This window comes from Pseudomonas benzenivorans (assembly GCF_024397895.1).
GTDB lineage: Bacteria > Pseudomonadota > Gammaproteobacteria > Pseudomonadales > Pseudomonadaceae > Aquipseudomonas > Aquipseudomonas benzenivorans_A.
Genome location: NZ_CP073346.1, coordinates 832,885 through 858,792, shown reverse-complemented (window position 1 = coordinate 858,792; position 25,908 = coordinate 832,885). Strand labels below are relative to the sequence as shown.

Genomic DNA, 25,908 nt, shown 5'->3' with positions numbered 1-25,908 from the left:
ATCAGTCGGGGAGTTCGAGACGCAAGGTCCGGGCGATACAGACACCAACGAAATGAACATGCCTGCGCCGACCTTCCCGGTCCCGCTCTGCTTCTTGCCCAAGGCTTAAGTCTAGTCCAGATGCGGGGGCGGGCCGGTTGGCTTGCCGGCCGGTGCCGCGCAGGCGCCCGAATAGGTCGCGCGGCGCAGCGCGCCTATCGGGTCTGAGGGGCGACGCTCGGTTGCACCGCCGCGGCAGTAGGGCGCACCACCAGCCACAAGGCCACGGCGATCAGGGCGCCGCCGTACAGGTAGGCCAGGGACAGCGGTTCATCCAGCAGCAACGCGCCCCATAGGACGCCGAAGGGCGGGATCAGGAAGGTGGTGGTGGAGGCCTTGATCGGGCCGATGTCGGCCAGCAGGCGGAAGTACAGCACGTAGGCGAAGGCGGTACAGAGCAGGCCGAGGCCGGCCAGGGACAGCCAGACTTCCGTGCCGCCCCAGCTGACCGGCGGTTGCAGCAGCAGCGAGCCGGCGAACCAGGGCAGCAGGAACAGGCTGGCGCCGCACAGGCTGCTGAAGGCCGTCAGGCGATTGTCCAGGCCGCCGCGCTCGGCGATCCAGCTGCGGGCGAGAAAGCCGGCGAAGCCGTAGCAGGTGGTGGCAACCAGGCAGGCGCCGGCGCCCAGCAGCAGCTCCAGGTCGAACTGCACCGGGCCGGTGCGGGTCAGCACCGCCACGCCGAACAGGCCAATCGCCACGCCGGCAGCCTTGCTCAGGGTCAGGGCCTCGGCGAAGAACAGCATGCCGATCAACACGCCCATCATCGGCGTGGTGGCGTTGAGGATCGCCGAATAGCCGGCCGGCAGCACCAGGGCCGCCAGGCAGTACATGGCCGACGGCAGCCCGGCGTTGATCACCCCGAGCAGCAGGCACTGCCTGAGCTTGCCGCGAAAGTCCCAGCGCACCCGCATCAGCAGCAGGATCGCCAGCAGCCCGAGGGCGCCCAGGCTGGCGCGAAAGAAGGCGGTAGGCATGCTGCCGAGCACCGGGGCGATGATCCGCATGAACAGGAAACTGGCGCCCCAGATGGCGGCGAGCAGCAGCAGGCGGAGCAGGTCGGCGAGGCGCATCACTGAGAGTCTCGAAAGTGGAGGCGGCCAGCTTACGCTGCCCGTGCGGCGGCGCAATCCACAACTGGCTTTCAAATAACCGGCACAGTTGCGGTGGGGGTGCCCGGTCCAGGCGGCCGCGCAGTATGCTCTGCTGACCACGACGGCCCGGCGTCGGGCTTTCCCGGGCGCCGCCCACTGACTAAGCTCGCCACTCCACTCCGATCGTTTCAGCAGAGGACAGCCCCATGGCGCAGCAATGGCCGGCCGCCGACATCGCCCGTCGGATTCTCGAGGGCTTCGACGACTACCGCGAGCACTTCCGCCAGATCACCGAAGGCGCCCGTGAGCGCTTCGAGCAGGCGCTCTGGCAGGAGGCGCAGCAGGCCTCGGCCGCGCGCATCAACCTGTATGAGGAAAAGGTCGGCGAGGTGGTCGAGCGCCTGGACGAGCGCTTCGGCGACGACTTGCGCGACGTGTGCCAGTGGCCGCTGGTGAAGAGCGCCTACATTGCCCTGATCGACTTGCGTTACGACGACGAGCTGGCGGAAACCTGGTTCAACTCGATCTTCTGCGGCCTGTTCAACCATGACCAGATCAGCGACGGCTGCATGTTCATCCATACCACCCGGCCGTCCCTGCACAGTCGCCAGCGTGCCGCGCAGACCCGCAGCTATCGGCCCAACGGCGGTCTGGCGAGCATGCTCGAGGCGATCTTCCAGGACTACAGCTTCGACGTGCCGTTCGAGGACCTGCCCCGCGACCTCAAGCGCCTGGAGGGGCAACTGCGGGACAGCCTGCCGGACTGGGTGTGCAAGGATCCGGAGCTGTGCATCGAGCTGTTCTCCACTGTGCTCTTTCGCAACAAGGGCGCCTACCTGGTCGGGCGCATCTATACCCGCGACGAGCAATGGCCGCTGGTTTTCCCGCTGCTGCACCGCGAGGGTCAGGGCATCCAGATCGATGCGCTGATCACCGACGAGGCCGAGGTGTCGATCATCTTTTCCTTCACCCGTTCCTACTTCATGGTGCGGGTGGATATTCCGGCGGAGTTCATCGGCTTTCTGCGGCGCATCCTGCCGGGCAAGCACATCGCCGAGCTGTACACCTCGATCGGCTTCTACAAACACGGCAAGTCGGAGTTCTACCGGGCGCTGATCAACCACCTGGCGAACACCGACGACCAGTTCATCATGGCCCCGGGGGTGCGCGGCATGGTCATGAGCGTGTTCACCCTGCCGGGCTTCAACACGGTGTTCAAGATCATCAAGGACCGTTTCTCGCCGGTGAAGAACGTCGACCGTTCGACGGTGATTCAGAAGTACCGCCTGGTGAAGAGCGTCGATCGGGTCGGGCGCATGGCCGATACCCAGGAGTTCGCCGATTTCCGCTTCCCGAAGGCCAAGTTCGCCCCCGAATGCCTGGCCGAACTGCTGGAGGTGGCGCCGTCCACCGTGGTGCTGGAGGGTGACACGGTGCTGGTGCGCCACTGCTGGACCGAGCGGCGCATGACCCCGCTCAACCTCTATGTCGAGAACGCCAGCGAGGCCCAGGTGCGCGAGGCGCTGGACGACTACGGCCTGGCGATCAAGCAGCTGGCGGCGGCCAATATCTTCCCCGGCGACATGCTGCTGAAGAACTTCGGTGTCACCCGCCATGGCCGCGTGGTGTTCTACGACTACGACGAGATCTGCTTTCTCACCGAGGTGAACTTCCGCCACATTCCTCCGCCGCGTTACCCGGAGGACGAGATGGCGTCCGAGCCCTGGTATTCGGTGGCGCCCATGGATGTGTTCCCCGAGGAGTTCCCGCCCTTCCTGTTCGCCGATATCAAGCAGCGCCGCCTGTTCAGCCAACTGCACGGCGAGCTGTACGACGCCGACTATTGGAAAGGGCTGCAGGAGGCGATCCGCGCCGGCAAGGTGATCGACGTGTTCCCGTATCGGCGCTCGCCCGAGCCTGGCGAGCGCCGCCGCTGAGGCGCTCGGCGACCAACGGCAGGACCAGGCCGCGAGGCCCGGCCTGTCTGGCCCCACAGCCCGTTGCTGGCGTGTTCAGGGCCCATCACGAGGCGCTCGTCATGGGCTGGCGTGGCGCGAAGGAGCAGCAGCCGGGGCGCCGCTCATCTACGCTGAAATCAGGTGCGAATTGCGCCTCGTCGTCACCCTTGGCAGGAGGAAGTCTCATGATCGCCAAGCTGCTTAACGCTCTTGAAGACCTGCTGGTCGCCTGGGGGCTGCTCGAACGGCCCCAGCCCGTCCCGATCCCCAGCAGCCCGCCGCGCAGCCCGCAAGCGCCGCGCAAACGCCGCTAGTCACAGCCCCGCCGGCCCTCGAGGGTAGGGGCGCCGGCTGTGCGGCTGGAGGCTAACGCAGCCCCGGATGTTCCCGCAGCCAGCGGTCGATCAGCTCGACCATGCGCTCGCCGGAAAAGCTCGGGAAGTGCCCGCCACGCACGATTCGCACCGGCAGGTCGCGCAGGCGTAGCAGGCTACGGGCGTAATCCTCCAGGTTGGAGTGGTAGGCGTTTTCCACCAGTGGGCCGTCATAGAGGATGTCGCCGGAAAACAGCGTCTGCGTCGCCTTCTCCCACAAACTGATGCCCCCCGGCGAATGGCCCGGGGTATGCAGCACCTCCAGCACCCGGTCGCCCAGGTCCAGCACATCGCCTTCCTCGATCAGCCGCGTTGCCGGCGCCGCCTTGACCCGGTATTCGGCGTAGCACAGCGGGCAGTCCGGGTGGGCCTCGAACATCGCGTCGCCGACACAGTCCGCCGCCAGGGTGCTGGCGGCGGTTGGCGCGGCGAGGATGTCGGCTTCGGCCGGGTGCACCAGGCGTTCGGGGAATTCGTGGTGACCGGCGATATGGTCGAAGTGGGTATGGCTGGCCACCGCCAGCAAGGGCCTCTCCGTCAACCAGGGCAACTGCTCGCGCAGGCTGACCAGGCCGGAGCCGGAGTCGATCAGCAGGTCGCGCGCGCTGCCCCGCACATGCCACAGGTTGCAGCGGTAGAAGGGCCGGATATAGGGCTCGTGGATCAGGCTGATGCCAAGGTCGCGCCGTTGCACCTCGAACCAGCGTTCACGGCTGACGATCTTCATGGCGGTGGCCCTCGGCTGATGGCGTAGCTTGAGTCTAGGCCGGTGCAGCCCTTTGCCAAACTACGCCATTTGGCCGTTCCGGTCAGGGGTGGAAGGGCGGCGCCTCGGCGATCTCGATCAGCAGAGGGCGGTCCTCCGGGGCCTCGCGCAGCAACTGCTGCAGATGGGCGTGGTCGCGGGCGCGCTCGGCGGCGCAGCCGAAGCCGCGGGCCAGGGCGAGGAAGTCCGGGGTGTAGATGTCGACGCCGAGGGGGGGGATGGCGCGCTTCTCCATGTAGCGCTTGATCTCGCCGTAGCCGGCGTTGTTCCACAGCAGCACGATGATGCCGACCCCGGCCTCCACTGCGCTGGCCAGCTCGGGCAGGGTGAACTGCAAGCCGCCGTCGCCGATCAGGCAGATCACCGGCCGCTCGGGCTCCGCCAGCTTGGCGCCGATGGCCGCCGGCAGGCCGTAGCCGAGGGTGCCGTAGCCGGTGGAGGAATTGAACCAGCGGCGCGCGCCGTCCAGTTCGACCAGGTGATTGCCGCTGTACACCGTCTGGGTCGAGTCGCCGACGAAGCGCGCCTCGGGCAGGGCGCTCAGCACGCTGTCGAACAGCTGGCGGTAGTGCGCCCAGCCGGTGAAGTCCTCGGCCAGCTGCGCCTGCACGGCTGCAGTGCGGCGGGCGCCGGCGCTGTGCGGGTCGGCTGGGCGCGCCGGCAGTTCGGCCAGCAGCTGCTGCATGGCCAGGCGCGCGTCGCCCTGGATCGCCAGGCTCGGGGCATGGTTGCGCAGCAGTTGCTGGGCGTCGATGTCGATGCGGATCAGCTCGCCGGCGATCCTGAAGTTGCCGTCGAACACCACGTCGTAGTCGGTTTCGCCCAGCTCGGTGCCGATGGCCAGCACCACGTCGGCCTCCAGGGCCAACTGGCGCACCGGCACCAGGGACTGGTTGCTGCCCAGCAGCAGGGGGTGGCCGGGCGGCAGCAGGCCCTTGGCGTTGATGGTCAGGGCGGTCGGCGCATCCAGGGCGGCGGCCAGGGCGCGGGCCTCGGCCTGGGCATCGGTGCAGCCGCCGCCGAGCAGCAGCAGCGGGCGCTGGGCAGCGCGCAGCCGGGCCGCCGCTTCGCGCAGTTGCTCTATGCATGGCGTCGCCCGGGACACCCTGGGCTTGGGCAGCACGCGCATCTGTTCGGCGCTGGCGGTGATGATGTCCAGCGGCAGCTCGATATGCACCGGCCGCGGCCGCTCGCCCTCGAACACGGCGAAGGCGCGGGCCAGCACGCTCGGCAGTTCCTCGACACTCATCAGGGTATGGCTGAAGGCGCTAACGCCGGCCACCAGCGCGCGCTGATTGGGCAGCTCGTGCAGGTAGCCCTTGCCGAGGCCGAGGCGTTCGCGCTCGTTGACGCTGGAAATCACCAGCATCGGGATCGAGTCGGCATAGGCCTGGGCCATGGCGGTGAGGATATTGGTCATGCCCGGGCCGGTGATGATGAAGCACACCCCGGGCTTGCCGCTGACCCGGGCGTAGCCGTCGGCCATGAAGCCGGCGCCTTGCTCGTGGCGCGGGGTGATATGGCGAATGCCGCTGTGGGGCAGGCCGCGGTAGAGCTCGACGGTATGCACGCCGGGGATGCCGAACACGGTGTCGACGCCCCAGGCTTCGAGTTGCTTGACGAGAAATTCGCCGCAGGTAGTCATGGTCCTTCCTTTATGTCAGGCCGCGAGGCCCTCTCCCTTTTCGGGGAGAGGGCGCGGCATCAGCCGACGATCCAGTGCGCCATCAGCGCGATGATCGGCAGGGTGATCAGGGTGCGGAGGATGAAGATCACGAACAGCTCCAGCAGGTTCAGCGGCAGCTTGGCCTTGATGATCAGCACGCCCACTTCCGACATGTAGATCAGCTGGGTCAGCGACACGCAGGCCACCACGAAGCGGGTCAGCTCGCTCTCGATGCCCTTGCCCAGTACCGCCGGCAGGAACATGTCGGCAAAGCCCACCAGCATCGCCGGCGCCGCCTTGGCCGCTTCCGGCAGCTGCAGCAGCTCCAGCAACGGCACTATGGGGGCGGACAGCCAGTTGAAGATCGGCGTGTACTCGGCGATCGCCAGGGAGACGGTGCCGATGGCCATGACCAGCGGCAGCAGGCCGAGCCAGATGTCCACCACGTTGTGCACGCCGACCTTGACCATCTGTGCCGGTGACGGGTTGCTGTTGGCGCGTTTCACCGCCTGCAGCACACCCCAGCGCAGCAGCGAGGTGCCGGCGGGCACGTCTTCCTTGATCTGCTTGCCGACGCCGGCGACGTACTCGTCCTTCTTCCACGACAGCGGCGGGATGCGCGGGGTGATGATCGCCGCCGCCAGACCGGCTACCACCACCGTCAGGTAGAAGGGCACGAACAGGTGGTCGAGCTTCATGAAGCTGGTGATAAGCAGGCTGAAGGCGATCGAGGCGATGGAGAAGTTGGTGGCGATCACCGCCGCTTCCCGGGCGCTGTAGAAGCCTTTCTGGTACTGCTGGGCGGTGATCAGCACGCCGACGGTGCCGGAGCCGAGCCAGGAGGCAATGGCGTCGATGGCCGAACGGCCGGGCAGGCCGAACACCTTGCGGAAGACGTTGCGCACCAGGGTGCCGCAGAATTCCATCAGGCCGAAGTCGGTGAGCAGCGGCAGGATCAGGCCGGCGACCAGGAAGAAGGTGATCAGCACCGGGGCCAGGTCCTTGAGCACCACGCCGCCGGTGTAGGCGCTCCAGATCCATTCCGGGCCGAACTCCCAGAAGGTCATGGCGGCGAACAGCGCGCCGACCACCCGCAGGGCCAGCCAGAACGGATGCAGGTTGAACAGCTCGTTGAGCGCGTGGCGTTCGGTGATCCAGCGCGGCTTGAACAGGCTGGCGAACAGGCCGACAACGGCCGAGAAGCCCAGCAGGGCGACGGCGATGGCCGGTAGCGAGGCGGCGAAGGCTGCCTTCAGTGCATCGGCCATGACGCCCAGGCCGATGGTGACCTTGCCGTCGTAGACGATGGGGGTGAGGAACAGCAGCACGCCGAGCAGCGAGGGGATCAGGAAGATCAGCAGCTGGCGCATGTTGAAGGCGTGGGTGGTGGGTTGTGGCTCATCGCCGGCGATCAGGGTTTCTTCATTATTCATCGCAGCACCTTAATTGTTGTTGTGCAGTGCCTGGGCGCCGCTCGGCGCCCAGTGTGGAACAAAAGGCCCGAACGGTCAGCGACGCTGCACGCCGGGCAACACGCAGAGCATTTCGTACAGCAGGTTGGCACCCAGCAACGAGGTGTTGCCGGTGGTGTCGTAGGGCGGGGAGACTTCCACCACGTCGCAGCCGATCAGCTGCAGATCCTGGCAGCCACGGATGATCTCCATCGCCTGGATGGTGGTCAGGCCGCCGATCTCCGGCGTGCCGGTGCCGGGTGCCCAGGCCGGGTCGATGCCGTCGATGTCGAAACTCAGGTAGACCGGACCACCGTCGACCTTGGCACGGACTTCTTCCATCAGCGGGGCCAGGGACTTGTGCCAGCACTCTTCGGCCTGGACCACGCGGAAGCCCTGCTTGCGGCTCCAGTTGAAGTCCTCGGCGGTGTAGCCCTGTGCGCGCAGGCCGATCTGCACCACGCGGTCGCAATCGAGCAGGTCTTCCTCGACGGCGCGGCGGAAGGTGGTGCCGTGGGCGATCTTCTCGCCGAACATATGGTCATTCACATCGGCATGCGCATCGATGTGCACCAGACCGATCTTGCCGTGCTTCTTCTTCAGCGCGCGGAGGATCGGCAGGGTGATGGTGTGGTCGCCACCCAGGGTCAGCGGAATAATGCCGAGCTCGACGATCTTGTCGTAGGACTCCTCGATGATGCGCACCGCGTCCAGCAGGTTGAAGGTATTGATCGCCACATCGCCGATGTCGGCGATGTTCAGGGAGTCGAACGGCGCGGCGCCGGTGGCCATGTTGTAGGGGCGGATCATCACCGACTGGGCGCGGATCTCGCGGGGACCGAAGCGGGTGCCGGAGCGCAGCGAGGTGCCGATGTCCAGCGGCACGCCGACGAAGGCGGCATCCAGCTGGCGCATTTCCTCGTCGTTCTGGATATGGGGCAGACGCATCATGGTGGCGATGCCGCCGAAGCGGGGCATTTCGTTGCCGCCCAGGGGCTGGTGCAGAATCTTGTCCATGGGATGGCCTCAGGGTTCTTGTGGTTGTAGAAAACGTTGGGCCGGATTGTTGGACAGGATGGGCAGGGGAAAAATCGCCCTGGGCAAATACTTAGTTCAGAGATTTCTAAACTAAAGGCGCGGCGCTAGACTGGCCGCGCACCTGCGCGAGGCCCCGACAGCGCGCAGCCATCCCGCCCCTGGAGTCTCGATGAGCCACACCTTGCCCGACCTCAAATTGCTGCGCATCTTCGTCAGCGTGGTGCGCCACCAGGGGTTCGCCGCGGCGCAGCAGGAGTTGAACCTGTCGACTTCGGCGATCAGCACCTATATGGGCCAGCTCGAAGGACAGCTCGGCCTGAGCCTCTGCCATCGCGGCCGCGGCGGCTTCAGCCTGACCAGCAAGGGCGAGCTGTTCTACCAGGAAACCCTGCGCCTGCTCGGCGAGCTGGAAGGTTTCGAGCGCTATTCCGCGGCGCTCAAGGGCGAGCTGCGCGGCACCCTCAACCTGGGCGTGCTGGACACTACGGTCAGCGATCCGGCGCTACCGCTGGCCGAGGTGATTGGTGCATACAGCCAGGAGCACCCGGCCGTGCACCTGCACCTGTCGGTGATGAGCCCCTACGAATTGCAGCTGGCGGTGCTGGAGAACCGCCTGGACCTGGCCATCAGCGCCTGCCCGACGCGTATGAACGGCCTGGTCTATCAGCCGCTTTACCGTGAGCAGCACTGGCTGTATTGCAGCGATCGCCACCCGTTGTTCGGCGAACGGCGCATTCCTGAGGAAGTAGTGACCCAGCAGCGGATGGTCGGCCGTGGCTACTGGAGCCAGACTGAACTGGCCCGTCACGGTTTCAAGCACAGCGCGGCGACGGTGGAGTCGATGGAGGCACAGTTGATCCTGGTGCTCTCCGGCGCCTATATCGGCTACCTGCCGGAGCACTATGCGCAGCACTGGGTCGAACGCGAGCGCTTGCGCGTACTGCAGCCCACGACCTTCGGCTACCAGGCGCCGTTCTCCCTGATCCTGCGCCGCGGGCGTTCCCGGGACGCGCTTATCCAGACCTTCCGCGACCTGCTCAAGGCCCAGCTCAACAGCCAATAAGCGCGAGCGTGCGGCCAAGGCCGCCGGTGCATCTGTTCTGCCGAAGTCGGGCCGGGTGGATTCCCGTGCTGCTTCGCAATCTGCAATGCAGTTCGGGACAGGGCGCTGCCTGGAGGCCCGATAAAATTCGGTCGGTATAGTTAAGTTATTGAAATATAAGATTAAAAAATATTGGCACGGCTCTTGATAGGGAGAGAGCAAGCGAGAACAGCTTCTCGCTTAGCTAGGACACAACTTTCCTGACCTTCGAGGTGTGCACCATGAAAACAATGAAGAGCGCTCAAGCCAGCAAGAAGCAAGGTGGTTTCGTGATGACCAGCGAGCTGGTGCTGATCACCACGACCATGGTCATTGGCCTGGTAGCGGGTATGGTCACCATGCGCGATGCCATCACCGCCGAGATGGAGGATGTCGCCGAGGCGATCGGCCAGCTCGATCAATCCTACGAGTTCAACGGCATCACCAACTTCGAGGAGACCGCAGCGGTATCGGGCTCCGTCTTCGGTGACAACGTCGATACGGCGGCCGGCGACGGCGATGTCTTCACCTTCGTCGCGGCTGCGCCGATCGAGGGCGGCGGGGTGATCGTCAATTCCAGCGGCGGGCAGTCGGCACAGGCGGTCGGTACTGTCTCTGCCCCTTGATGCCAGCCCTGTGATGCAGCGTAGGCCCGGCCACCCGTGCCGGGCTCGCGCCCGCTGAGAAAGGCGCGCCATAACCAGGGGAGCACAGCATGAAACGCAAATATTCCGGAAGTACCACGGCGGCCATGGCCATGTTCCTGGTTTCGGGGGTATTGGTCAGCGTGCTCGGCGCACGCCAGGTCGAGCGCCACAACACCCAGGAAGTCTGGGGCATCAACGGCAACTGGCCGGTCGGTACCCTGCTTCGCCCCGAGCTGCTGCGCAAGGTGCGGGTCGACAAGGAGCAGCCGGGGGTCGATGACCCGCGCCTGCTGATCGGCAAGCAGTTGGCCACCGACAAACAGGATGGCGAGGCCATTTCGCCCGCCGAGCTGCTGCGTCCGGTCAAATCCTGGCTGGCTCAGCAGATACCCGAGAGCAAGGTGCTCTATACCTTCACTCCGCGCAAGGGCTCGATCCCCCATACCCAGCTGCGCAACGGCGACCGCTTCGATGTGCTGGTCACCGGTCGCAACGGGGTCAGGACGGTGGCCCGCGATGCCCGGCTGATCGGCGCCCTGGCGCAACGAACGGCCACAGTCAGCGCACCGACAGGGCTGCGCAGCTTGACGCTGGCGCCCCAGACGCGCGAACGGAAAGCGGACAGCGCGCCGCTGGTGATCGCCATCGCGCCCGAGGAAGTCTATCCGCTGGCCAGCATTGGCCCTCGGGAGAAGGTCACCATCGTGCTGCATGGCGCTGGCGATGCCGAGGCCGAGCGCCAGCGAATCGAGCCGCAACCGACCCATCGACAGGTCGAGTTGTTGTCCGGCCTCAAGCGCCGCAATGTGACCGTGGAGCTCTGAAGTACGGCGCCTCGCTCAGCCCCTGAGCAGCCATTTTCCTAAGTGGCGCCCCTGAGCGGCGCCAAGCCCGGGCATCCTGCCCGGCGTAGCGTCGCCCCTTGCGATGCCTGCAGCGCCCAGGCCCATCCATACCCTGCCTATGCCGAGCCGCCGCGCAGCCGCTGCGTGGGGCCTGCGTTGTCCTTCTGCCCTGCTGATCGGCTCGCCCTGCGTCTGAGCGCGTGGTGGGCGCCCGCCCCTGGATCAGCCGCCTCGTCCACCTGCAATTCGCTGTCTGCAACCTGCAGACCCCGGTCGTCGGTGCGTGCCCTGATCGTCGGCGGCAACGCCTCGGGGCGCTTTGCCAAAGCATTCCTGTATTGCTTTGCATTTTGCGAATACGCGGAGGCCAATTGCTTCCGGTTTTGGACCGGTTCTCGAAGTTGATTCATAAGTGTTTGTAATTAAACAATAAAAACAAGAGTGCAGGACTTGGTACGGGCTGTGCTTTATCCCCTATGAGACCGTCGCCAATGCCCACTCTCCACTGCTCCGGGACGTCGACGGGTAGGGCTGGCACCAACGGGCGTGCCAAGCCGTCACCACACAGAGAGGCCCTGCAATGAGAACCGCCAGTCTGTTAATAGGCGTCTTACTCGCCGGGTGCGCCGGGCAGGAACCGGTCTCGCCGAGCGCCGATCCTGTCCATGAGCCGGCCCCTCGCAGCCATGCCCTGGCGACCCTGGGCGCCTATGCCCACGACCGTGACCCGCGCGAGTTGCTGCAGCCCCGACACTGGCCGTCTGGCCGGTCGCTCGACCGGGCCGCCAGCACAATGCGCAGCTGCGCGGGGCAACCCGGCCACTATCAGCTGATCGCTCGCCTCAGCCCCTTCGAGCACGCCGAGGGGAAGCTGCCCGGCGCGGTGCGCGGTGAACTGGCAGCGCTCGCCCAGGCGCTGTTGCGCCAGCCCTTCGGCCCCAGCGTGCTGGTGGCCGGCCACACCGACTCCGCCGGCAGCGCGGCCTACAACCAGCGCTTGTCCGAGCGGCGCGCCCAGGCCGTGGCCCGTGAGCTGGAGCGCCAGGGCCTGCCCCGGACCCGCCTGCAAACCCTGGGCTTCGGTGAGCACGCGCCCATGCATCCGCTGCTGGTTAGCGATGTGGCCCCTTTGAACCGGCGGGTGGAGATCTTCAGCTACCTGCCGCTCCAGTCCTCCCGTGAGGCCTCCGCGCCTTGCCTGCAGGCCGTGCAGCGCATCGGTGCGCTACCCACGGCCGTGCCCACTAGCGCCGAGGTGACGAAATGAAAAGCACACGAAGCTGTTTGCTGCTGGCCTGCGCCGCAGCCGTGTTCGGATTGCTTATGCCTGCTCCCGTGCAGGCCGGCCTGACCTTCGTCGAGGATGCCAGCGGGCGCCGTTCCGCGGCGTTCCGCGACCTGATCCAGTGGACCCATTCGCGGCTGCTGTTCGACAAGGAACTCAAGCGCGTGGCGATCGGCCAGGAGAAGACCCTGGAGGTGGAGATCCTCGGCGGCCGCGAACTGCTGGTGCTGGCCAAGAGCGTCGGACGTACCACCCTGATCGTGTGGTATGCCGATGGCAGCAGCGAGACCTACCTGTTCAGCGTCACCGAGGACCTGTCGGTGCTGCGCAGCGCCCTGCGCGACATCCATTCCGGCATCCGTCTGGAGCCGGCGCCGGATCGGCCGGCCCTGGTGTTGCGCGGCAAGGTGCCCACGGTCGAGTACAAGCTCGCCGCCGAAGCGGCCGCCCGCCACTACCTGGGGGTGCGCCAGCCGAACGGTAGCGGCGTGACGGCGCAGGACCCGGCGCAGAACCTGTCCGCCGCCCTGCAGATGGTGGTGGCGGCCCAGGACGGCAGCCGCGCCGCCGACAGCGGCTTCCGCCTCGGGGCGCAGAGCCTCAACGCCGATAGCCGGGTGGCGGTGATCAACCTGATCCAGGTCGAGACCCTGCCCAAGGCCATGGAGGCGAAGATCCGCGATGCCATCGCCCCCCTCGGCGGCGGAGGCGTGCGGGTCCGCCGGGTGATGCAGGGCGATATCGCCGACGACTACGCCGACACCCTGATCCTCGAGGGCGAGGTACGCGACCAGGTGACCCTGACCCGGGTGCTCAACGTGGCCTCGCGCCTGTTCCTCGGCGATCAGGCGTTGCCCGCCGGGCTGTCGGACGTGGCGGTGATCGCCGACGAGTCCGGCGGCCTGCTCGACCAGCGCGGTTCGACCAAGGCCGCGGCCTCGCTGATCAGCGGCCTGGACGGTGGTAGCAGCGGCATTCACGACAACGACCTGCGCGCCAATGTGGGCCGGGCCAAGCTGCTGTCGCTGGCCAACGGCCGCCTGCTGTCGGTGATCGAGGTGCGTGACCTGCCCCAGGTCCGGGTCTCGGTGCAGATCCACGAGGTCAACCGCAATCGCCTGCACAGCTGGCGCCCTGACCTGAGCCTGGTCACCCAGGGCTACAACACCGAGGGCCTGTTCGGCCTGGGTGGCCTGGGCCAGATCCAGCCGGACAGCTCCACCGTGGAGAATGCCCTGCAGATCATCGGCGGCTCGCTGACCAACAACCTGCAGATCGGTAGCAGCCGCCTGGCCTTCGACCTGCTGTTCTCGCTGATGGAGCAGGAGGGCATCTCCAAGACCCTGTCGCGCCCGACCCTGATGGTGCTGGCCGGCGAGTCCGCGGTGTTCAGCGTCGGCGGCGAGGTGCCGGTGCCCACGGCGTTCGCCCCGACCGGGCTGAGGAGTGGCGATGAAGTCGGCAACAACACCCCGGGGGTGTTCAGCGGCACCAGCTTCAAGTCCTTCGGGGTGCAGCTGAAGGTGCGCGCCATGGTCGACGAGAACGACCGCATCACCCTGGACGTCAACCCGACCGTGTCGGCCCCCGATACCCTGCTGACCCGGCAGATCTCCGGCAGCACCGGCAGCAACCTCAACAGCACCGCCTTCAACACCCGCAGCATCAGCACCACCACCCGCCTGCGCGACGGCCAGCCGCTGATCCTTGGCGGCCTGGTCTCCAGCGAGCAGTCGACCCAGGAAGACTTCACCCCCGGGATCAACGAGATTCCCCTGCTCGGGCGCCTGGCCGAATCCTCCAGCGACAGCGGCCAGGACCGCGAGCTGATCATCGTGGTGACCCCCACCCTGGTGCGCGAAACCCAGAGTGACGTGCACCTGTGGGCCTTCCCGTCCCCCCTCGATCTGGCGCAGCGGGCCTTGCAGCCCGGCCTGCCGCTGGCCCGCCAAGAGGAGCAATAAGATGAACTCCACACTACGGCTAGCCCTGGCCCTGGCGCTGATCCTGCTCGGCGGTTGTGGCACCTTCGGCCAGCAGCGCACCCAGGCCACCGAGGACCCGAACGTCCAGGTCGACCGGGTCCTGGCCCACTACCGCGCCACCCTGGCCAGCGGTCTGGCCTGTCAGACCGCGACCGAGGGCTGGAGCGAGCCGGTCGACTGTGACGGCCTGCTGCGCGAAGTGATGCAGCTGTACGCAGCCTTCCCGCACAACGAGCGGGTGATCATGCTGGCGGCGGTGCTGGCCGAGCAATCCGGCCGGTCGCCCCAGGCCGCCTACCTGCTGGACCAGCTGCTCGGCGGCCACAAGCCGCGCCCGGAGGCCGCCGTACTGCGCAGCCGGATCGCCATGGAGGAGGGCAATCTGGCCCTGGCGCGGACCCTGCTCAAGCAGCAGATCCGCCTCAACCCCCGTCACCCTCACCTGTACGAGACCCTGGCGGCGGTGCATTACCTGGATCGCAACTACGCCGCCGCCTTGCACAGCCTGAGTATGTCCGAGCGGGTGGGCGCGCCCGGCTGGCGCGCGGCCTACCACCGCGGGCTGATCTACGAGCAGCAGAACCGCAACGCTGCCGCTTGCCAGCAATATCGCCTGGCCGCCGCGGGCAACCCGCAGTTTCTCGCCCCCGAGAGTCGTCTGGTCAGTCTCTCCGGCGGCGCGGCCTGCAACCCGAATGCCGCGGCCCTGGGAGGTTAGCGCCATGTCAGTCAGCGAAGCGGAAGTGCCCGGCATCGACCTGCGCCGCCTGCGCCAGCTGCTCCACCAGCGCCTGATCGAGTCGATCGAGCTGGGCGAGAGCGAGACGCTCGCCGACAGCGCGGCGCTGCGCGGGAGGATAGAGGGGCTGATCGAGCGGCTCGAGGAGGATCTGGGCCGCGCTATCGAGGCGCCCACTCGCCTGGTGCTCGGCGAGCAGGTGCTGCAGGAGGTGCAGGGGTTGGGGCCACTGGCGCCGCTGATGATCGACCCCAGCGTCTCGGACATTCTGATCAACGGCCCCCATGACGTCTGGGTCGACCGTCGCGGCCAGCTCAGCCGCACCGAGCTGGAGTTTGACAACGAGGCGCATCTGCGGCGCTTTCTCGATCGCCTGGTGGCCGCCCAGGGCAAGCACCTGGACAGCAACTGCCCGGCCGTGGACGCCCGCCTGCCCGACGGCAGCCGCCTGCACGCGATGATTCCGCCGCTCTGCGCCAAGGGACCGGTGGTGTCGATCCGCCGCTTCATCGAGGCCCAGGACTCGGCCGAGGCCCTGGTCGACAACGCCATGCTCAGCCGGGCGATGCTCGACCTGCTGGGCCTGGCGGTCAACGCCGGGCTGAACATCCTGATCGCCGGCGGCGCGGCGGCGGGCAAGACCACCCTGCTCAACGGCATCTCGCAGTTCATCCCGGCGGGAGAGCGGGTGATCACCATCGAGGAGTCGGCGGAACTTCAGCTGCGTCACCCCCATGTGGTGACCCTGGAGGCGCGCCAGGGCAACAGCGAGGGGCGCGGCCAGGTGGACCTGCGCATGCTCCTGCGCAACGCCCTGCGCATGCGGGCCGACCGCATCATCGTCGGCGAGGTGCGCGGTCACGAGGTGTTCGAGATGCTCCAGGCCATGACCGTGGGGCACGACGGCAGCCTCTCCACCGTGCACGCCAACAGCCCCGAGGACGCCCTCAAGCGCCTGGAGTCCCTGGCCCTGCTGGCCGATGTCGGCCTGCCTCGCGAGGCGATTCGCGAGATCATCGGCTCGGCCATTCAGCTGGTCGTCCAGGTTGCGCGATTTCGCGATGGCAGCCGCTGCGTCACCAGCATCGGCGAGGTGTTCGCGGACCAGGGCAGCCTGCGGGTGCACGAAGTCTTCCGCTTTCGGCCCGATTCGCTCGATGCCCACGGCGCCGCCCACGAGCTGGCGCTGAATCGACACGGCCGGCACCTGCCGGGCGCGCAGCGTCCGAGTTTTCTGGCCACCCTGGGCCAGCGCGGCTATGCCGTGCCGGGCAGTCTGCAGGCGTTGTATGCGGCGGCGGGCGAGGAGGGCGCAGATGACTGAACTCTTCCTCTGGTCGCTGGCCGGCGTCGGCCTATTGGTTTCCGGCAGCCTGCTGTGGCGGCGCCTGGGTGGCCCGGCTCAGGGCCCGGAGGCGGCCCTGCTGGCGCCGCCGGAGCAGGGCTTTGCCGGCCTGCAGGTGAAGTTGCGCATCCTCAACATCCAGCTGCGCCCGCTGCTCTTTATCGCCGGCCTGCTGCTGAGCAGTGTCGCGGTGTGGATCATCTTCCTCAGCCTGTTTCCGGCGCAGCGGGTGCTGGCCATCATCGCCGGCCTGGCCTTCGTGCCGGTGACGCTGTTGACGATGAGCGACCTGGTGGCCTGGCGCTCGCGGCTGTTCGAGACGGCGCTGGTCGATGTGGTGGACCTGATGCATGCCGCCGCCGCGGGTGGAACGCCACCCTTGCTGGCCCTGCAGGTCGCGGCGCAAGCCTCCCGGGGCTACGTGCGCCAGGCCCTGGAGGACATCGTGCGGCGGATCAGGCTCGGTGCCACGGTCGATGAAGCCTGCAAGCCGCTGCTCGGTCTGTACAGCAGCGAGGGGGTCAGGCTGTTCGCCAACACCCTGTCGTCGCGCTGGCATGCCGGCGGCGACTTCGAGGGCCTGCTGCAGGCGTTGGGCGGCATCCTGCGCGAGCGCAGCTTCTATCGCCAGCGCCTCCAGGGCCAGCTCTCCGGCGCCCGCTATGCGCTGCTGTTCGCCGCCTTCTTTCCCTACATCCTGATTCCCTTCTTCCTGTGGAAGGAGCCGAGCTGGCTGGCCCCGCTCAGCGAGCACGCCCAGGGGCCGGCCTTTGTGCTGGCGGCGGTGCTCTGCCAGATCCTCGGTTTCCTGTGGATGCGGCGAATTCTGAGGAGTGACGACTTATGACCGGACTCTGGTTCGATGTGACCCTGCTGGTGGCGCTGATGATCTGCCTGGGCCTGGTGTTCGTGCTGCAGCGCCAGGAGCTGACCCTGAGCGAGGAGGCCCTGCTGCTGGAGGCCGAGCGCCAGCCCGGGCTGTTGTCCCGCTGGCTGTTTCCGGTCCGGCTGATGCGCCAGGCCGGGATCATGCCCGGCCCGCTTCGCCTGCTGTACTGGCCGTGCAAGCTGGCTCTGGCAATCCTTCTGCCGCTGGTGCTGCTGGAGTGGCGAGGCCCCTGGAATCATTGGCTGGCGTTGCTGGCCGCCGCGGCGTTCGGCTTCTTCGCCTTCGACCTGTGGCTGGTCCGCCGCCGCCTGCGCCGGCGGGCGCGCATCCAGCAAGCCCTGAGCTTCTTCGTCGACCTGCTGCGCGCCTACCTGTGTTCCGGCTCGTCTCTGGGCCAGGCCTTCGAGCATGCCGCGCGCTTCGGATTCAAGGCCGACCACCCCCTGGCCCGCGAGGCCATGCTGGTGTGCGCCGAGCTGAATGCCGGGCAGTCGCTGCGCAAGGCCCTGCAGGGCATGAGCGAGCGCACCGGGGTAGAGGAGTTGCAGCGCCTGGCCGCGGTCTTCGAGGTGGGCGCCCAGGTCGGCGCGCCGATCCTGCAGACCCTGGAGAAGCAGTCGCAGATTCTGCTGGAGAAACAACGGGCGCAAGCCGCCCAGGTGCTCAACCGCAAGAGCATGGAGATGCTGTTTCCGCTGGGCCTGGTGTGCCTGCCGATGTTTCTGCTGCTGGTGATCTTTCCGGCAGGCGTGCAGCTCTACGACACCGTGCAGATTCTCAAGCACCTGCTGTGAAGGGCGCGCCGTCGCGCCTGCCGAACGAGGGAAAGGAGGAATGCCATGTTGAGCCCAAAGACTGCGAAAACTCAGGCAGGCGGCGCCGCGCCGCGGGGGCCGAGAAAGAACCAGGGCGGCTTCGTCATCACCGTCGAGTTGCTGTTGCTGATCACCATCCTGGTGTTCGGCACCCTGGTGGGCATAGTCGCGATTCGCGATGCCCTGGTTAAGCGCTACGTCAGCCAGCAATCGCAGAAGGTGATCGTGGTCGATGCCCAGGGCAAGGTGCTGGGCGAGGCGGCCGATTTCGACGAGCACGATGCGCCGCGCCTGTTCTATATCGACCGCAGCCAGGCGAGCAGCTACCGCACCCTGATCGGCATCCGCGATGATCGCTTCACCAGCCGCGAGCCGCTCTACTATGCCGGCAACAGCTGCGAAGGCGACCCCTGCATCAAGAGTGTCAGCAACGAGCTGACCGACAACAGCGGCGTCGACGGCCTGTCCGGCTCGGGCAGCGTCAGCTATTTCAATGCCTTGCAGGGCCAGCCGAACTATGGGGTCGGCCAGGGCGCGAGCGGTTTGCCCGGCGCCCTGTTTCGCGAGACGGCGCAGAGCTGCCCGGTCGAAGCCGCCGATATCGGCTCGCGCTGGATTTCGCAGAAGGTCGCGCAGGGGGCGCCCTGCGAGGCGGTCAGCCTCGACGATACGGCTACCGAGCCGGCCTACAGTGCCTGCCTGGTCACTGGCCTCGAGCCTTGCGATTGCCCGGCCGGCTACGAGGACGAGGGCGATGTGCTAGCCAGCTACCTGCCGCAGATCAACGTCGCCCTGGACGCCACCCTCAGCACCGTCAACTCGTTGCTGGTGCCCGGCCTGCAACTGGAGCCAATCGAGGTGGGCACCCTGTGCTGCCCCCAGGCGATGTCGCTGCAGGAGTCCGATCTGGTCGATGCCGCGGTGTACTCGGCGATCACCCAGGTGCTGGAACGCGCCAACGTCAACGGGGCTGTGCGGCGGACCCTCGACGAGCTGCTGGCGCCGCTGCAGCGCGACCTCGTGTGTGGGGCGTTCGTGCAACTGAAGGCCGCCGAGCCGGTCACCGACCCCAGCGACCCCAGCCAGAATGCCCTGGACGCCTTCACCGCTCCGTTCCGGGTTAACCTGCCGCCGGCCGCCGGCGACAGCGCCTGGCGCAGCGTTCCGCCGACTGGTGAGGGGACCTTCGCCCCCTAGCTGTTCGGCGGCGTGTGATGCCCCGGTGGGCCCGGGCCAACTGGCCCGGCTAAACGGCCTGTTCGGGCTCGCTCTCCGCGTCGTCGCGGGCGACCACGAGGCGCCCAAGCTTGGGTTTGAGCCACAGCTCGAAGTCGTCGATCAACTCGTAGACCACCGGCACAAGCACCAGCGACAGCAGGGTCGAGCTGATCAATCCGCCAATCACCGCAATGGCCATCGGGGCACGGAACTCCGAGCCCTCGCCGAGGGCCAGGGCGGTGGGCAGCATGCCGGCGGCCATCGCGACCGTGGTCATCACGATGGGTCGGCTGCGTTCGCGGCAGGCGCGGATCAGCGCCTCCTGCTGGGCGACGCCGGAGCGTTCGAGTTCGATGGTCAGCTCCACCAGCAGGATCGAGTTCTTCGCCGCCAGGCCCATCAGCATCAGCAGGCCGATCAGCGCCGGCAGGTCGAGTTCACTGCCCGCCACCAGAAGCCCGAAGAAGGCGCCGGCCAGGGACAGTGGCAATGCGGCGAGGATGGTGATCGGCTTGAAGAAGCTCTTGAACAACAGCACCAGCACGGCAAAGATCAGGCCGATCCCGGCCAGCATGGCCGCGCCGAAACTGCCGAACAGTTCGGCCATGTTCTCGCTCTGGCCATAGGCGGGCTGGCTGACGCCCTCGGGTAGCGCACGCATGATTGGCAGGCTGTTGATCGCCTCGTTCGCCTCGCCCAGGGACACGCCATTGAGTTGCCCTTCGATGGTCGCGCGGCGCTTGCGGTCGAAGCGCTCGATCCGGGCTGCGCCTGGCTGGAAGCGGATGTCGGCGACACTCGATAGGGGCACCGTGATGCCGCTGGCCGTGGGTACCCGGAGGTTGCCCAGGATGTCCAGGTCGGCGCGCGCGGCATCGGGCAGGCGCACGCGAATCGGCAGGCGCTGCTCGCCAGTGTTGAACTTCGCGGTGTTGGCGTCGATTTCGCCAAGGGTCGCGACGCGCGCCGTCGCGCCCAGTGTCTCCGCCGTCACACCGAGGCGCGCCGCTTGCGCCGGCTTGGGCGAAATGATCAGTTCCGAACCCGGGCGCGGGGTGATCTGGTGAACATTGCTGAGCTGCGTCAGGCCACGCATCTGCTGCTCCAGTGCCAGGGCGGTCTGGCCAAGCAGGGTGGCATCCTCGCTTGCCAGGATCACCTGCACGGTGGTGCTGCCGCCGCCGCCGCTGGCGGCAAAGCCCAGGCGCACATCCGGGATACTCAGCAGCAGGGGCTTGAGCGCCGCCTGGAACTCCTGGGTGGTGATCGCACGCGCTTCCTTCAGCAGCACCGTGACGCGGCCGGAACGGACGTCGCCGTCACTGCCGCCCGAACCGACGATGGTGAAGACCCGCTCCACGTCCTCGAGGCCCTTCAGTTTGCGCGTCAGGGTTTCGCTGCTGCGGCGCATGTCAGTCAGGGTCGCGCCCGGTGCGCCTTCGAGGCTCAGCTCGACGATGCCGTTGTCCTGCGGCGGTGAAAAGCCGGCCGGCAGCATGGCCGCCAGGACCAGCGAACCGGCGAGCAGCAGGCCCCCCAGGCCAAGGGAGATCCAGCGGTGGGCCAGGGCGAAATCCAGTGCGCGCCGATAGAAACCATCGAACGGTTTCGGCTCGTGGGTCCCGCTCGAGGGCTTGATGAAGTAGGCGGCCAGCAGCGGGGTCAGCAGTCGCGCGACGAGCAGGGAGAACAGCACCGACAAGGCCACGGTGAAGCCGAATTCCTTGAAGAACTGGCCGGCGAAGCCGCCCATCAGCGAGACCGGGAGGAACACCACGACGATCGTCAGGGTAGTGGCGACCACGGCGAGACCGATCTCGTCGGCGCCCAGCAAGGCAGCCTGATAAGGGCTCTGCCCGGACTCGATACGCTTTTGAATGTTCTCGATTTCGACTATGGCGTCGTCGACCAGGATGCCGATGACCAGGGTCAGCGCCAGCAGGGTGATCATGTTGAGGCTGAAGCCCATGTAATGCATGGCGGCGAAGGTTGGGATCAGCGAGATGGGCATGGCCAGCGCGGCGATCACGGTGGCGCGCCAGTTACGCAGGAAAATGAACACCACCAGCGCAGCGAGAAACATGCCTTCGACCAGGGCGTCGAGGGTGGCGGAGAAGCTGTTCTGGGTGCTGCTGGCCGTCGAGACAATGCGTTCGAACTGCACCTCCGGGTGACTCCTGGCCAGTTCCTGGGTAGCGCGCGCCACCGCCTCGGCGACCGAGACATCGGAGGAGGTCTTGGTCTTCTTGACCTGAAAGCCGACCACCGAGCGTCCATCCAGTTCGGCGAAGCCACGTCGCTCGGCCGCGCCGCTGGCCACTGTGGCGACGTCGGCGAGGCGGACCTGGCGATGCGTGCCGGTGGAAATCATCAGGTCGGCCAGGGCCGTGGTGGTTTCCGCCGCAGCGAGTACGCGCACGGTCTGTTCGCGGCTGCCGATCTCGGCGCGGCCCCCCGGCACATCGGTGCTGGAGCTGCGCAGGGCGTTGTTCACCTGGGAGGCGGTCAGCCCCAGGGCCTCGAGCTTTGCCGGCTCGAGGGTGACGTTGATTTCCCGTTCGACGCCACCGACCCGCACCACCTGCGCGACGCCCTGTTCGCTAATCAGCCGGCGGGCCACGGTGTCGTCGACGAACCAGCTGAGCTCGACATCCGACAGGCTGTCGGTGGCCACCGCATAGGTCACGATGGGGGCCGAATCGACATCGAAGCGCTGCACGATCGGCTCCTCGATGCCGCGCGGCAGGTTGCCACGAATGCGGTCGATCGCCGAGCGGGCTTCGTCGGTCGCCTTCTGCGGATCTTCGCCGATCTCGAACTCCACGGTGGTGCTCGAAAGCCCCTGGGAAATGCTCGACTGGACGTGGTCGACGCCCGCCACGTTCGACAGTGCGGCCTCGACTTCGCGGGTGATCTGCGTTTCGACCTCGCTGGCCGCGGCGCCGGGCAGGCTGACCGTGACCTGCACAATGGGAAAGGACACATCAGGGTAGAGCTTGATGGGCAGCGAGCGGTAGCCGGCCAGGCCGGCGATCATCAGGGCCAGGAACAACACCGCAACCGGTATCGGATTGCGGATGGCCCAGGCGGATATGCGCAAGTCCATGGCCTAGTTCCTCGCTTGGGCGTGGCTGGCCGTTGGCCTGGCTTCGACGGGATCGACCAGATCCCCGTCGAGGAGAAACGCACCGCCGCCCAGGGCAACCGAGGTGCCTACCGGTGGGCCCTGCTCGATGGCCACAAAACCATCGGCGCGGCCGGCCGTCTGCACGGGCATGCGCTGGGCCCGGCGCTGTTCGTCGATCACGATGACCAGTGGGCCGCTGGCTTCGAACTGGATGGCTTTCTCCGGAACCGCGGGGACCGGGCTCGCCTCGCGGCTGAACACCACGCTCGCATAGCCGCCAGCGCGCAGGGCGGGGTCCAATGGCAGGCGAACACGCACGCGGCCGAGCTTGGTCTGCGCATCTACGCGCGGCGACAGCAGGCGCGCCGTGCCGTCGAACTTGGCGCCGGACGCCAGTTCGACCTGGGCCCGTTGGCCGACGGCGATCTTCGCGAGGGCCGCCTCCGGCACCTCGGCATCGAGCTCGATCAGGCCATCGCGGGCAATGCGGAACATGGGCTGACTGGGCAACGCGACATCCCCCGGACGGACCATGCGCTCCAACACGGTGCCGGCAACCGGGGCGCGGATAAGCAGGCGACGCTCCTGGGCACGCAGGTCGTTGAGCTGCGCCTCGGCGACCTGGACCGCGGCATTGGCGCCTTGTGCCTGGGCCCGGCGGCTGTGGATCTGCTCATCGGACAGTATGCCGGTGCCATCGAGCCCGGCGACCCGTGCCGCCTCGCCTTGCGCCTGTTTCGCCTGGGCCCGGGACTGGGCGAGGGCAGCGACGGCTTGGGCGATTCGGGCCTGCAACAGCCCGGGGTCGAGCTTGGCCAGGGTCTGTCCCTGTTCGACCGAGGCGCCTTCCTCGACCAGGACCTGGGCAACTCTGAATCCTGATAGCTCGGAGCCGACCGCCGCTTCTTCGCGCGGTACCAGCAGGCCGGAGGCGGTCAGTGTGCCGGCCATGGGACGGAGCACCACTTGCGTCACGCTGACCGCCCGCGCCTCCGCCATTACGGTCGGTGCGGCACTGGATTCAGGCGCCTTGGAGCAGCCGGTCGCGAGCACCAGTGCAGCGCTCAAGGGCAGTGCCCATCGAATAGGGTTCATAACGTGCCACCTTTCAGGTTCATTGCGTTTGACTGGCATTCCAGCCGCCACCTAGGGCTTGGAAGACCTGTACCGAGCGTTGCAGTGCATCGACTTTCGCGACGGTCAGGGTGGAGCGTGCTGCGCGCCAGGAGCGCTCACCGTCGAGCAGTTCCTGAAGGTCGGCGAAGCCCAGCTGGTAGCGCCTCAGCGCGGCGTCGTAGGCTGCGCGGGCGCGGACTTCGCCTCCGGCCAGGGTGACTACCCGTCGCTGATCGGCCTGCAGCCGTGTCAGTGCCTGGTCGGCTTCCGAGAAAGCGTTCTGCACGCTGCGCTCGTAGGCGAGCACCGCCTGCTCGGCGCGTGCGCCTTCGATGGCCAGTTGTGCCATGAGCCGGGGGCGATCGAGCATGGGTACAACCAGGCCGGCCCCCACTGACCAGAAGGCCGATCTGCTGTCGATCGAGCCGCCCTGGGCGGAGAGCCCGATGCCGGGGGTGAGCGTCAGGCGTGGGTAGAACTCGAGCTCGGCCAGGCGTACCTGGCTGGCGGCCTTTTCAATGCTGGCCAGGCTGGTGCGAACGTCGGGGCGGCGCGTGAGCAGCTCGCCGGGCAGGGCAACGGGTATGGCTGGCGCCGCGCCGAGGGTCGCGGAGGTTTCCAGTTCTGTCAGCGCCGCGGTGCCATCGCCGACCACCGCCAATAAAGCCCGCCGCGCGGCCAAGAGGGCGGCAGCGAGGTCTGCGGCCTGGGCCTCGGCCTGGGCCAGGTCGCCGGCAACCCGGTCGACTTCGCTGGAGGGCGCCAGCCCGCGTTTGACCCGCTCGGTAACGACCGCCATCAAGTCCTGCTGGATGCGCACGGTCTCGCGGGCCTCGTCCCGCTGCACGTGCAGGCCGCGGGCCTGAAACAGCGCGCGGGCAACCTCGGCGGCAATGGCGGCGCGAGCCGCCTGCACATCGAAGCGGGCGGCTTCCAAGTCGGCCTCTGCGCCGCGCTGCGTCACGCTCCGGCGGCCGACGAAATCCAGCTCCCAGCTCACCGGTAGGCTCAGGCTGGCGGTCCTGCTGGTGCTGGTTCTATCCGCGCCCGAACCGATACCCGGGCCGGCACCACCCGCCGCGTTGCCGCCCTCGAGGTCGCGCGTCTGTCGATGCTCCGCGTTGCCCTGCAGGTCGCCCTGCAGGTCGAATCGCGACAGGCTCACGGCGTTGAGGGCACGGGATTCCTCCAGGCGCGCGAGGGCTTCGCGGACACTGAAGCCCTGCGCCAGGGCACGGCTGGTCAGGGCGCTCAGCTGGGGGTCCCGATAGAGCTTCCACCATTGATCCAGGGCTTGGGCAGGCGCACCCGAGGGGGCGCTCTGATAGGCCGGCGGCGGCGCCGACGCTGGTGCGCGCGGCGGGGTTCCCGTGGCACAGGCTGCGATAAACGGCAGGGTCGCCAGGCTCAGCAGCCAGACGCGTGCGCAGTAGGGCAGGGCGGAAAGGCTCGATGGCAGCATTCGAATACCTGTTGGCGAAAGAGTGGCCCCGCGTGCTGCGGGCTGAGTGGCGCCTGAGGCCCCGTGGAGCGGCCTCGGGAGACGCTTGATGTGCAATTTTTCTTTTTCGGGTCAAACTGTGACCGATGGTCACGCTCGGCCAAAAAAAGTCAGCTCGGCGGGCGGCTCGGGAGCCGCTGCGCATCGATGGGCTGGTCGTGATAGATGAGCCCCGCCAGGATGAAGGTCGTCAGCTCTTCCAGGTAGTCGGACTGGTCGATATCGCCCAGGTAGCCGCTCCAGACCAGTTGAATCGCGCCCCAGAACGCCGACTGCGCGCCGAAGAGCAACAGTGGCAACGGCTTGCGTGGAAAAATGCCCTGTTCCATGCCGAGCGCCACCAGTTGCTGAGTCGGCAGTGACAGCTGGTACTCGATCCCCTCCAGTTCCGTCAGGGTGGTGGCCTGCAGCCGCGAGCGGAAACCGGCGCGGCTGCAATACAGGAACACGCGGTGCAATTCCTGGCTCGACAGGTGCACTTCCCAAGCCGCCTTGAGGTACTGGCGAAACCGGTCGATGACCGGCAGTCGCGTGTCCACCTTGGCGAACTGGACGAGAATCTGACGTTGAAAATTCATCGCCAATTGGGCGTAGATCTCGTCCTTGCTTGAAAAGTGCTTGTAGATCGTGCCCTTGCCCACCTCGGCCTGCTGGGCGATTTCCGCAACCGTCACCTCTTCCCAGGTGTCCGACTGGAAGAGCGCCAAGGCCGCATCGAGGATTTCCTGTCCGCGGAGTTCGAATTGACGCGATTTTCTGCTCGGAACTGTCATTGGGGCTAATCAGCGCAAGATCGTGACCGGCGGTCATTATCAATACTTGTGGTCACATGGTCAATTCGATGCTGGCCTTTCGGACTTGGCACTGGGTGGATTCACGGCGGCCGAGTGGGGGAAAAAGCGCCTGGGTGAGTCGTCGCATGGCCTCGG

Annotated in this window: 21 protein-coding genes; 12 read left to right on the top strand and 9 right to left on the bottom strand. The window is 67.1% G+C overall.

Annotated features, from left to right (window positions below):
* Window positions 1-194: 194 nt before the first annotated feature.
* Complete coding sequence (locus KDW96_RS03925; RefSeq protein ID WP_255839119.1) at window positions 195-1,112, bottom strand: DMT family transporter; 918 nt, start codon at window positions 1,110-1,112, stop codon at window positions 195-197.
* Window positions 1,113-1,339: 227 nt separating this feature from the next.
* Between KDW96_RS03925 and aceK the strand changes: the two genes are divergently transcribed.
* Window positions 1,340-3,070: a bifunctional isocitrate dehydrogenase kinase/phosphatase gene (aceK, locus tag KDW96_RS03920; RefSeq protein ID WP_255839118.1), complete on the top strand. Its 1,731-nt coding sequence runs from the start codon at window positions 1,340-1,342 to the stop codon at window positions 3,068-3,070.
* A gap of 206 nt (window positions 3,071-3,276) precedes the next feature.
* Window positions 3,277-3,405: a PA1414 family protein gene (locus KDW96_RS03915; RefSeq protein WP_255839117.1), complete on the top strand. Its 129-nt coding sequence runs from the start codon at window positions 3,277-3,279 to the stop codon at window positions 3,403-3,405.
* Between the two features lie 52 nt (window positions 3,406-3,457).
* Here the strand turns inward: KDW96_RS03915 and KDW96_RS03910 are convergent, their stop codons facing one another.
* The 4 genes from KDW96_RS03910 to speB form a co-directional block, all read right to left on the bottom strand.
* Entirely contained in the window at window positions 3,458-4,192 is a 735-nt protein-coding gene (locus KDW96_RS03910; protein ID WP_255839116.1) for an MBL fold metallo-hydrolase, read from the bottom strand.
* Between the two features lie 82 nt (window positions 4,193-4,274).
* On the bottom strand, window positions 4,275-5,876 hold the full coding sequence (locus KDW96_RS03905) for a 5-guanidino-2-oxopentanoate decarboxylase (protein ID WP_255839115.1): 1,602 nt from the start codon (window positions 5,874-5,876) through the stop codon (window positions 4,275-4,277).
* A gap of 59 nt (window positions 5,877-5,935) precedes the next feature.
* Window positions 5,936-7,330, bottom strand: a complete 1,395-nt coding sequence (locus tag KDW96_RS03900) for a YjiH family protein (protein ID WP_255839114.1) — start codon at window positions 7,328-7,330, stop codon at window positions 5,936-5,938.
* A 75-nt stretch (window positions 7,331-7,405) separates the two neighbouring features.
* A complete protein-coding gene (gene speB / locus KDW96_RS03895; RefSeq protein WP_255839113.1) occupies window positions 7,406-8,365 on the bottom strand; it encodes an agmatinase in 960 nt (319 codons plus the stop codon).
* 190 nt (window positions 8,366-8,555) lie between these two features.
* Here speB and KDW96_RS03890 point away from each other — a divergent pair, with 190 nt between their 5' ends.
* The 10 genes from KDW96_RS03890 (at window position 8,556) to KDW96_RS03845 (ending at window position 19,214) form a co-directional block, all read left to right on the top strand.
* Window positions 8,556-9,449, top strand: coding sequence for a LysR family transcriptional regulator (locus KDW96_RS03890; RefSeq protein ID WP_255839112.1), 894 nt, complete (start codon window positions 8,556-8,558; stop codon window positions 9,447-9,449).
* A gap of 260 nt (window positions 9,450-9,709) precedes the next feature.
* Window positions 9,710-10,093, top strand: coding sequence for a hypothetical protein (locus KDW96_RS03885; RefSeq protein WP_255839111.1), 384 nt, complete (start codon window positions 9,710-9,712; stop codon window positions 10,091-10,093).
* An 89-nt stretch (window positions 10,094-10,182) separates the two neighbouring features.
* Window positions 10,183-10,938: a CpaB family protein gene (locus KDW96_RS03880; protein ID WP_255839110.1), complete on the top strand. Its 756-nt coding sequence runs from the start codon at window positions 10,183-10,185 to the stop codon at window positions 10,936-10,938.
* Window positions 10,939-11,539: 601 nt separating this feature from the next.
* Window positions 11,540-12,226 (top strand): OmpA family protein, encoded by a 687-nt coding sequence (locus KDW96_RS03875; protein WP_255839109.1) that lies wholly within the window; start codon window positions 11,540-11,542, stop codon window positions 12,224-12,226.
* A gap of 56 nt (window positions 12,227-12,282) precedes the next feature.
* Window positions 12,283-14,208, top strand: coding sequence for a secretin GspD/PilQ domain-containing protein (locus tag KDW96_RS03870; RefSeq protein WP_255839108.1), 1,926 nt, complete (start codon window positions 12,283-12,285; stop codon window positions 14,206-14,208).
* A gap of 1 nt (window position 14,209) precedes the next feature.
* A complete protein-coding gene (locus KDW96_RS03865; RefSeq protein WP_255839107.1) occupies window positions 14,210-14,947 on the top strand; it encodes a tetratricopeptide repeat protein in 738 nt (245 codons plus the stop codon).
* Between the two features lie 4 nt (window positions 14,948-14,951).
* Window positions 14,952-16,292, top strand: a complete 1,341-nt coding sequence (locus KDW96_RS03860) for a TadA family conjugal transfer-associated ATPase (protein ID WP_255839106.1) — start codon at window positions 14,952-14,954, stop codon at window positions 16,290-16,292.
* The gene (locus KDW96_RS03855; RefSeq protein ID WP_255839105.1) at window positions 16,285-17,160 is read left to right on the top strand and encodes a type II secretion system F family protein; all 876 of its coding nucleotides are present in this window, start codon (window positions 16,285-16,287) and stop codon (window positions 17,158-17,160) included. Before KDW96_RS03860 ends, KDW96_RS03855 begins: the two co-directional genes overlap by 8 nt.
* A complete protein-coding gene (locus tag KDW96_RS03850) occupies window positions 17,157-17,996 on the top strand; it encodes a type II secretion system F family protein (RefSeq protein ID WP_255839104.1) in 840 nt (279 codons plus the stop codon). The genes KDW96_RS03855 and KDW96_RS03850 overlap by 4 nt, the downstream gene beginning before the upstream one ends.
* Before the next feature lie 45 nt (window positions 17,997-18,041).
* Window positions 18,042-19,214, top strand: a complete 1,173-nt coding sequence (locus tag KDW96_RS03845) for a hypothetical protein (protein ID WP_255839103.1) — start codon at window positions 18,042-18,044, stop codon at window positions 19,212-19,214.
* A 49-nt stretch (window positions 19,215-19,263) separates the two neighbouring features.
* Here the strand turns inward: KDW96_RS03845 and KDW96_RS03840 are convergent, their stop codons facing one another.
* From KDW96_RS03840 to KDW96_RS03825, 4 genes are all read right to left on the bottom strand, one after another.
* Entirely contained in the window at window positions 19,264-22,341 is a 3,078-nt protein-coding gene (locus KDW96_RS03840; protein ID WP_255839102.1) for an efflux RND transporter permease subunit, read from the bottom strand.
* Window positions 22,342-22,344: 3 nt separating this feature from the next.
* Window positions 22,345-23,457, bottom strand: a complete 1,113-nt coding sequence (locus KDW96_RS03835; RefSeq protein ID WP_255839101.1) for an efflux RND transporter periplasmic adaptor subunit — start codon at window positions 23,455-23,457, stop codon at window positions 22,345-22,347.
* A gap of 19 nt (window positions 23,458-23,476) precedes the next feature.
* Window positions 23,477-24,940 (bottom strand): efflux transporter outer membrane subunit, encoded by a 1,464-nt coding sequence (locus KDW96_RS03830; protein ID WP_255839100.1) that lies wholly within the window; start codon window positions 24,938-24,940, stop codon window positions 23,477-23,479.
* Between the two features lie 149 nt (window positions 24,941-25,089).
* Window positions 25,090-25,752, bottom strand: a complete 663-nt coding sequence (locus KDW96_RS03825; RefSeq protein ID WP_255839099.1) for a TetR/AcrR family transcriptional regulator — start codon at window positions 25,750-25,752, stop codon at window positions 25,090-25,092.
* Between the last annotated feature and the right edge of the window lie 156 nt (window positions 25,753-25,908).

Coding starts and splice junctions, on each gene's coding strand:
- KDW96_RS03925 (WP_255839119.1), bottom strand. CDS start 1,112: ATGCGCCTCGCCGACCTGCTCCGCCTGCTGCTGCTCGCCGCCATCTGG.
- aceK (WP_255839118.1), top strand. CDS start 1,340: ATGGCGCAGCAATGGCCGGCCGCCGACATCGCCCGTCGGATTCTCGAG.
- KDW96_RS03915 (WP_255839117.1), top strand. CDS start 3,277: ATGATCGCCAAGCTGCTTAACGCTCTTGAAGACCTGCTGGTCGCCTGG.
- KDW96_RS03910 (WP_255839116.1), bottom strand. CDS start 4,192: ATGAAGATCGTCAGCCGTGAACGCTGGTTCGAGGTGCAACGGCGCGAC.
- KDW96_RS03905 (WP_255839115.1), bottom strand. CDS start 5,876: ATGACTACCTGCGGCGAATTTCTCGTCAAGCAACTCGAAGCCTGGGGC.
- KDW96_RS03900 (WP_255839114.1), bottom strand. CDS start 7,330: ATGAATAATGAAGAAACCCTGATCGCCGGCGATGAGCCACAACCCACC.
- speB (WP_255839113.1), bottom strand. CDS start 8,365: ATGGACAAGATTCTGCACCAGCCCCTGGGCGGCAACGAAATGCCCCGC.
- KDW96_RS03890 (WP_255839112.1), top strand. CDS start 8,556: ATGAGCCACACCTTGCCCGACCTCAAATTGCTGCGCATCTTCGTCAGC.
- KDW96_RS03885 (WP_255839111.1), top strand. CDS start 9,710: ATGAAAACAATGAAGAGCGCTCAAGCCAGCAAGAAGCAAGGTGGTTTC.
- KDW96_RS03880 (WP_255839110.1), top strand. CDS start 10,183: ATGAAACGCAAATATTCCGGAAGTACCACGGCGGCCATGGCCATGTTC.
- KDW96_RS03875 (WP_255839109.1), top strand. CDS start 11,540: ATGAGAACCGCCAGTCTGTTAATAGGCGTCTTACTCGCCGGGTGCGCC.
- KDW96_RS03870 (WP_255839108.1), top strand. CDS start 12,283: ATGCCTGCTCCCGTGCAGGCCGGCCTGACCTTCGTCGAGGATGCCAGC.
- KDW96_RS03865 (WP_255839107.1), top strand. CDS start 14,210: ATGAACTCCACACTACGGCTAGCCCTGGCCCTGGCGCTGATCCTGCTC.
- KDW96_RS03860 (WP_255839106.1), top strand. CDS start 14,952: ATGTCAGTCAGCGAAGCGGAAGTGCCCGGCATCGACCTGCGCCGCCTG.
- KDW96_RS03855 (WP_255839105.1), top strand. CDS start 16,285: ATGACTGAACTCTTCCTCTGGTCGCTGGCCGGCGTCGGCCTATTGGTT.
- KDW96_RS03850 (WP_255839104.1), top strand. CDS start 17,157: ATGACCGGACTCTGGTTCGATGTGACCCTGCTGGTGGCGCTGATGATC.
- KDW96_RS03845 (WP_255839103.1), top strand. CDS start 18,042: ATGTTGAGCCCAAAGACTGCGAAAACTCAGGCAGGCGGCGCCGCGCCG.
- KDW96_RS03840 (WP_255839102.1), bottom strand. CDS start 22,341: ATGGACTTGCGCATATCCGCCTGGGCCATCCGCAATCCGATACCGGTT.
- KDW96_RS03835 (WP_255839101.1), bottom strand. CDS start 23,457: ATGAACCCTATTCGATGGGCACTGCCCTTGAGCGCTGCACTGGTGCTC.
- KDW96_RS03830 (WP_255839100.1), bottom strand. CDS start 24,940: ATGCTGCCATCGAGCCTTTCCGCCCTGCCCTACTGCGCACGCGTCTGG.
- KDW96_RS03825 (WP_255839099.1), bottom strand. CDS start 25,752: ATGACAGTTCCGAGCAGAAAATCGCGTCAATTCGAACTCCGCGGACAG.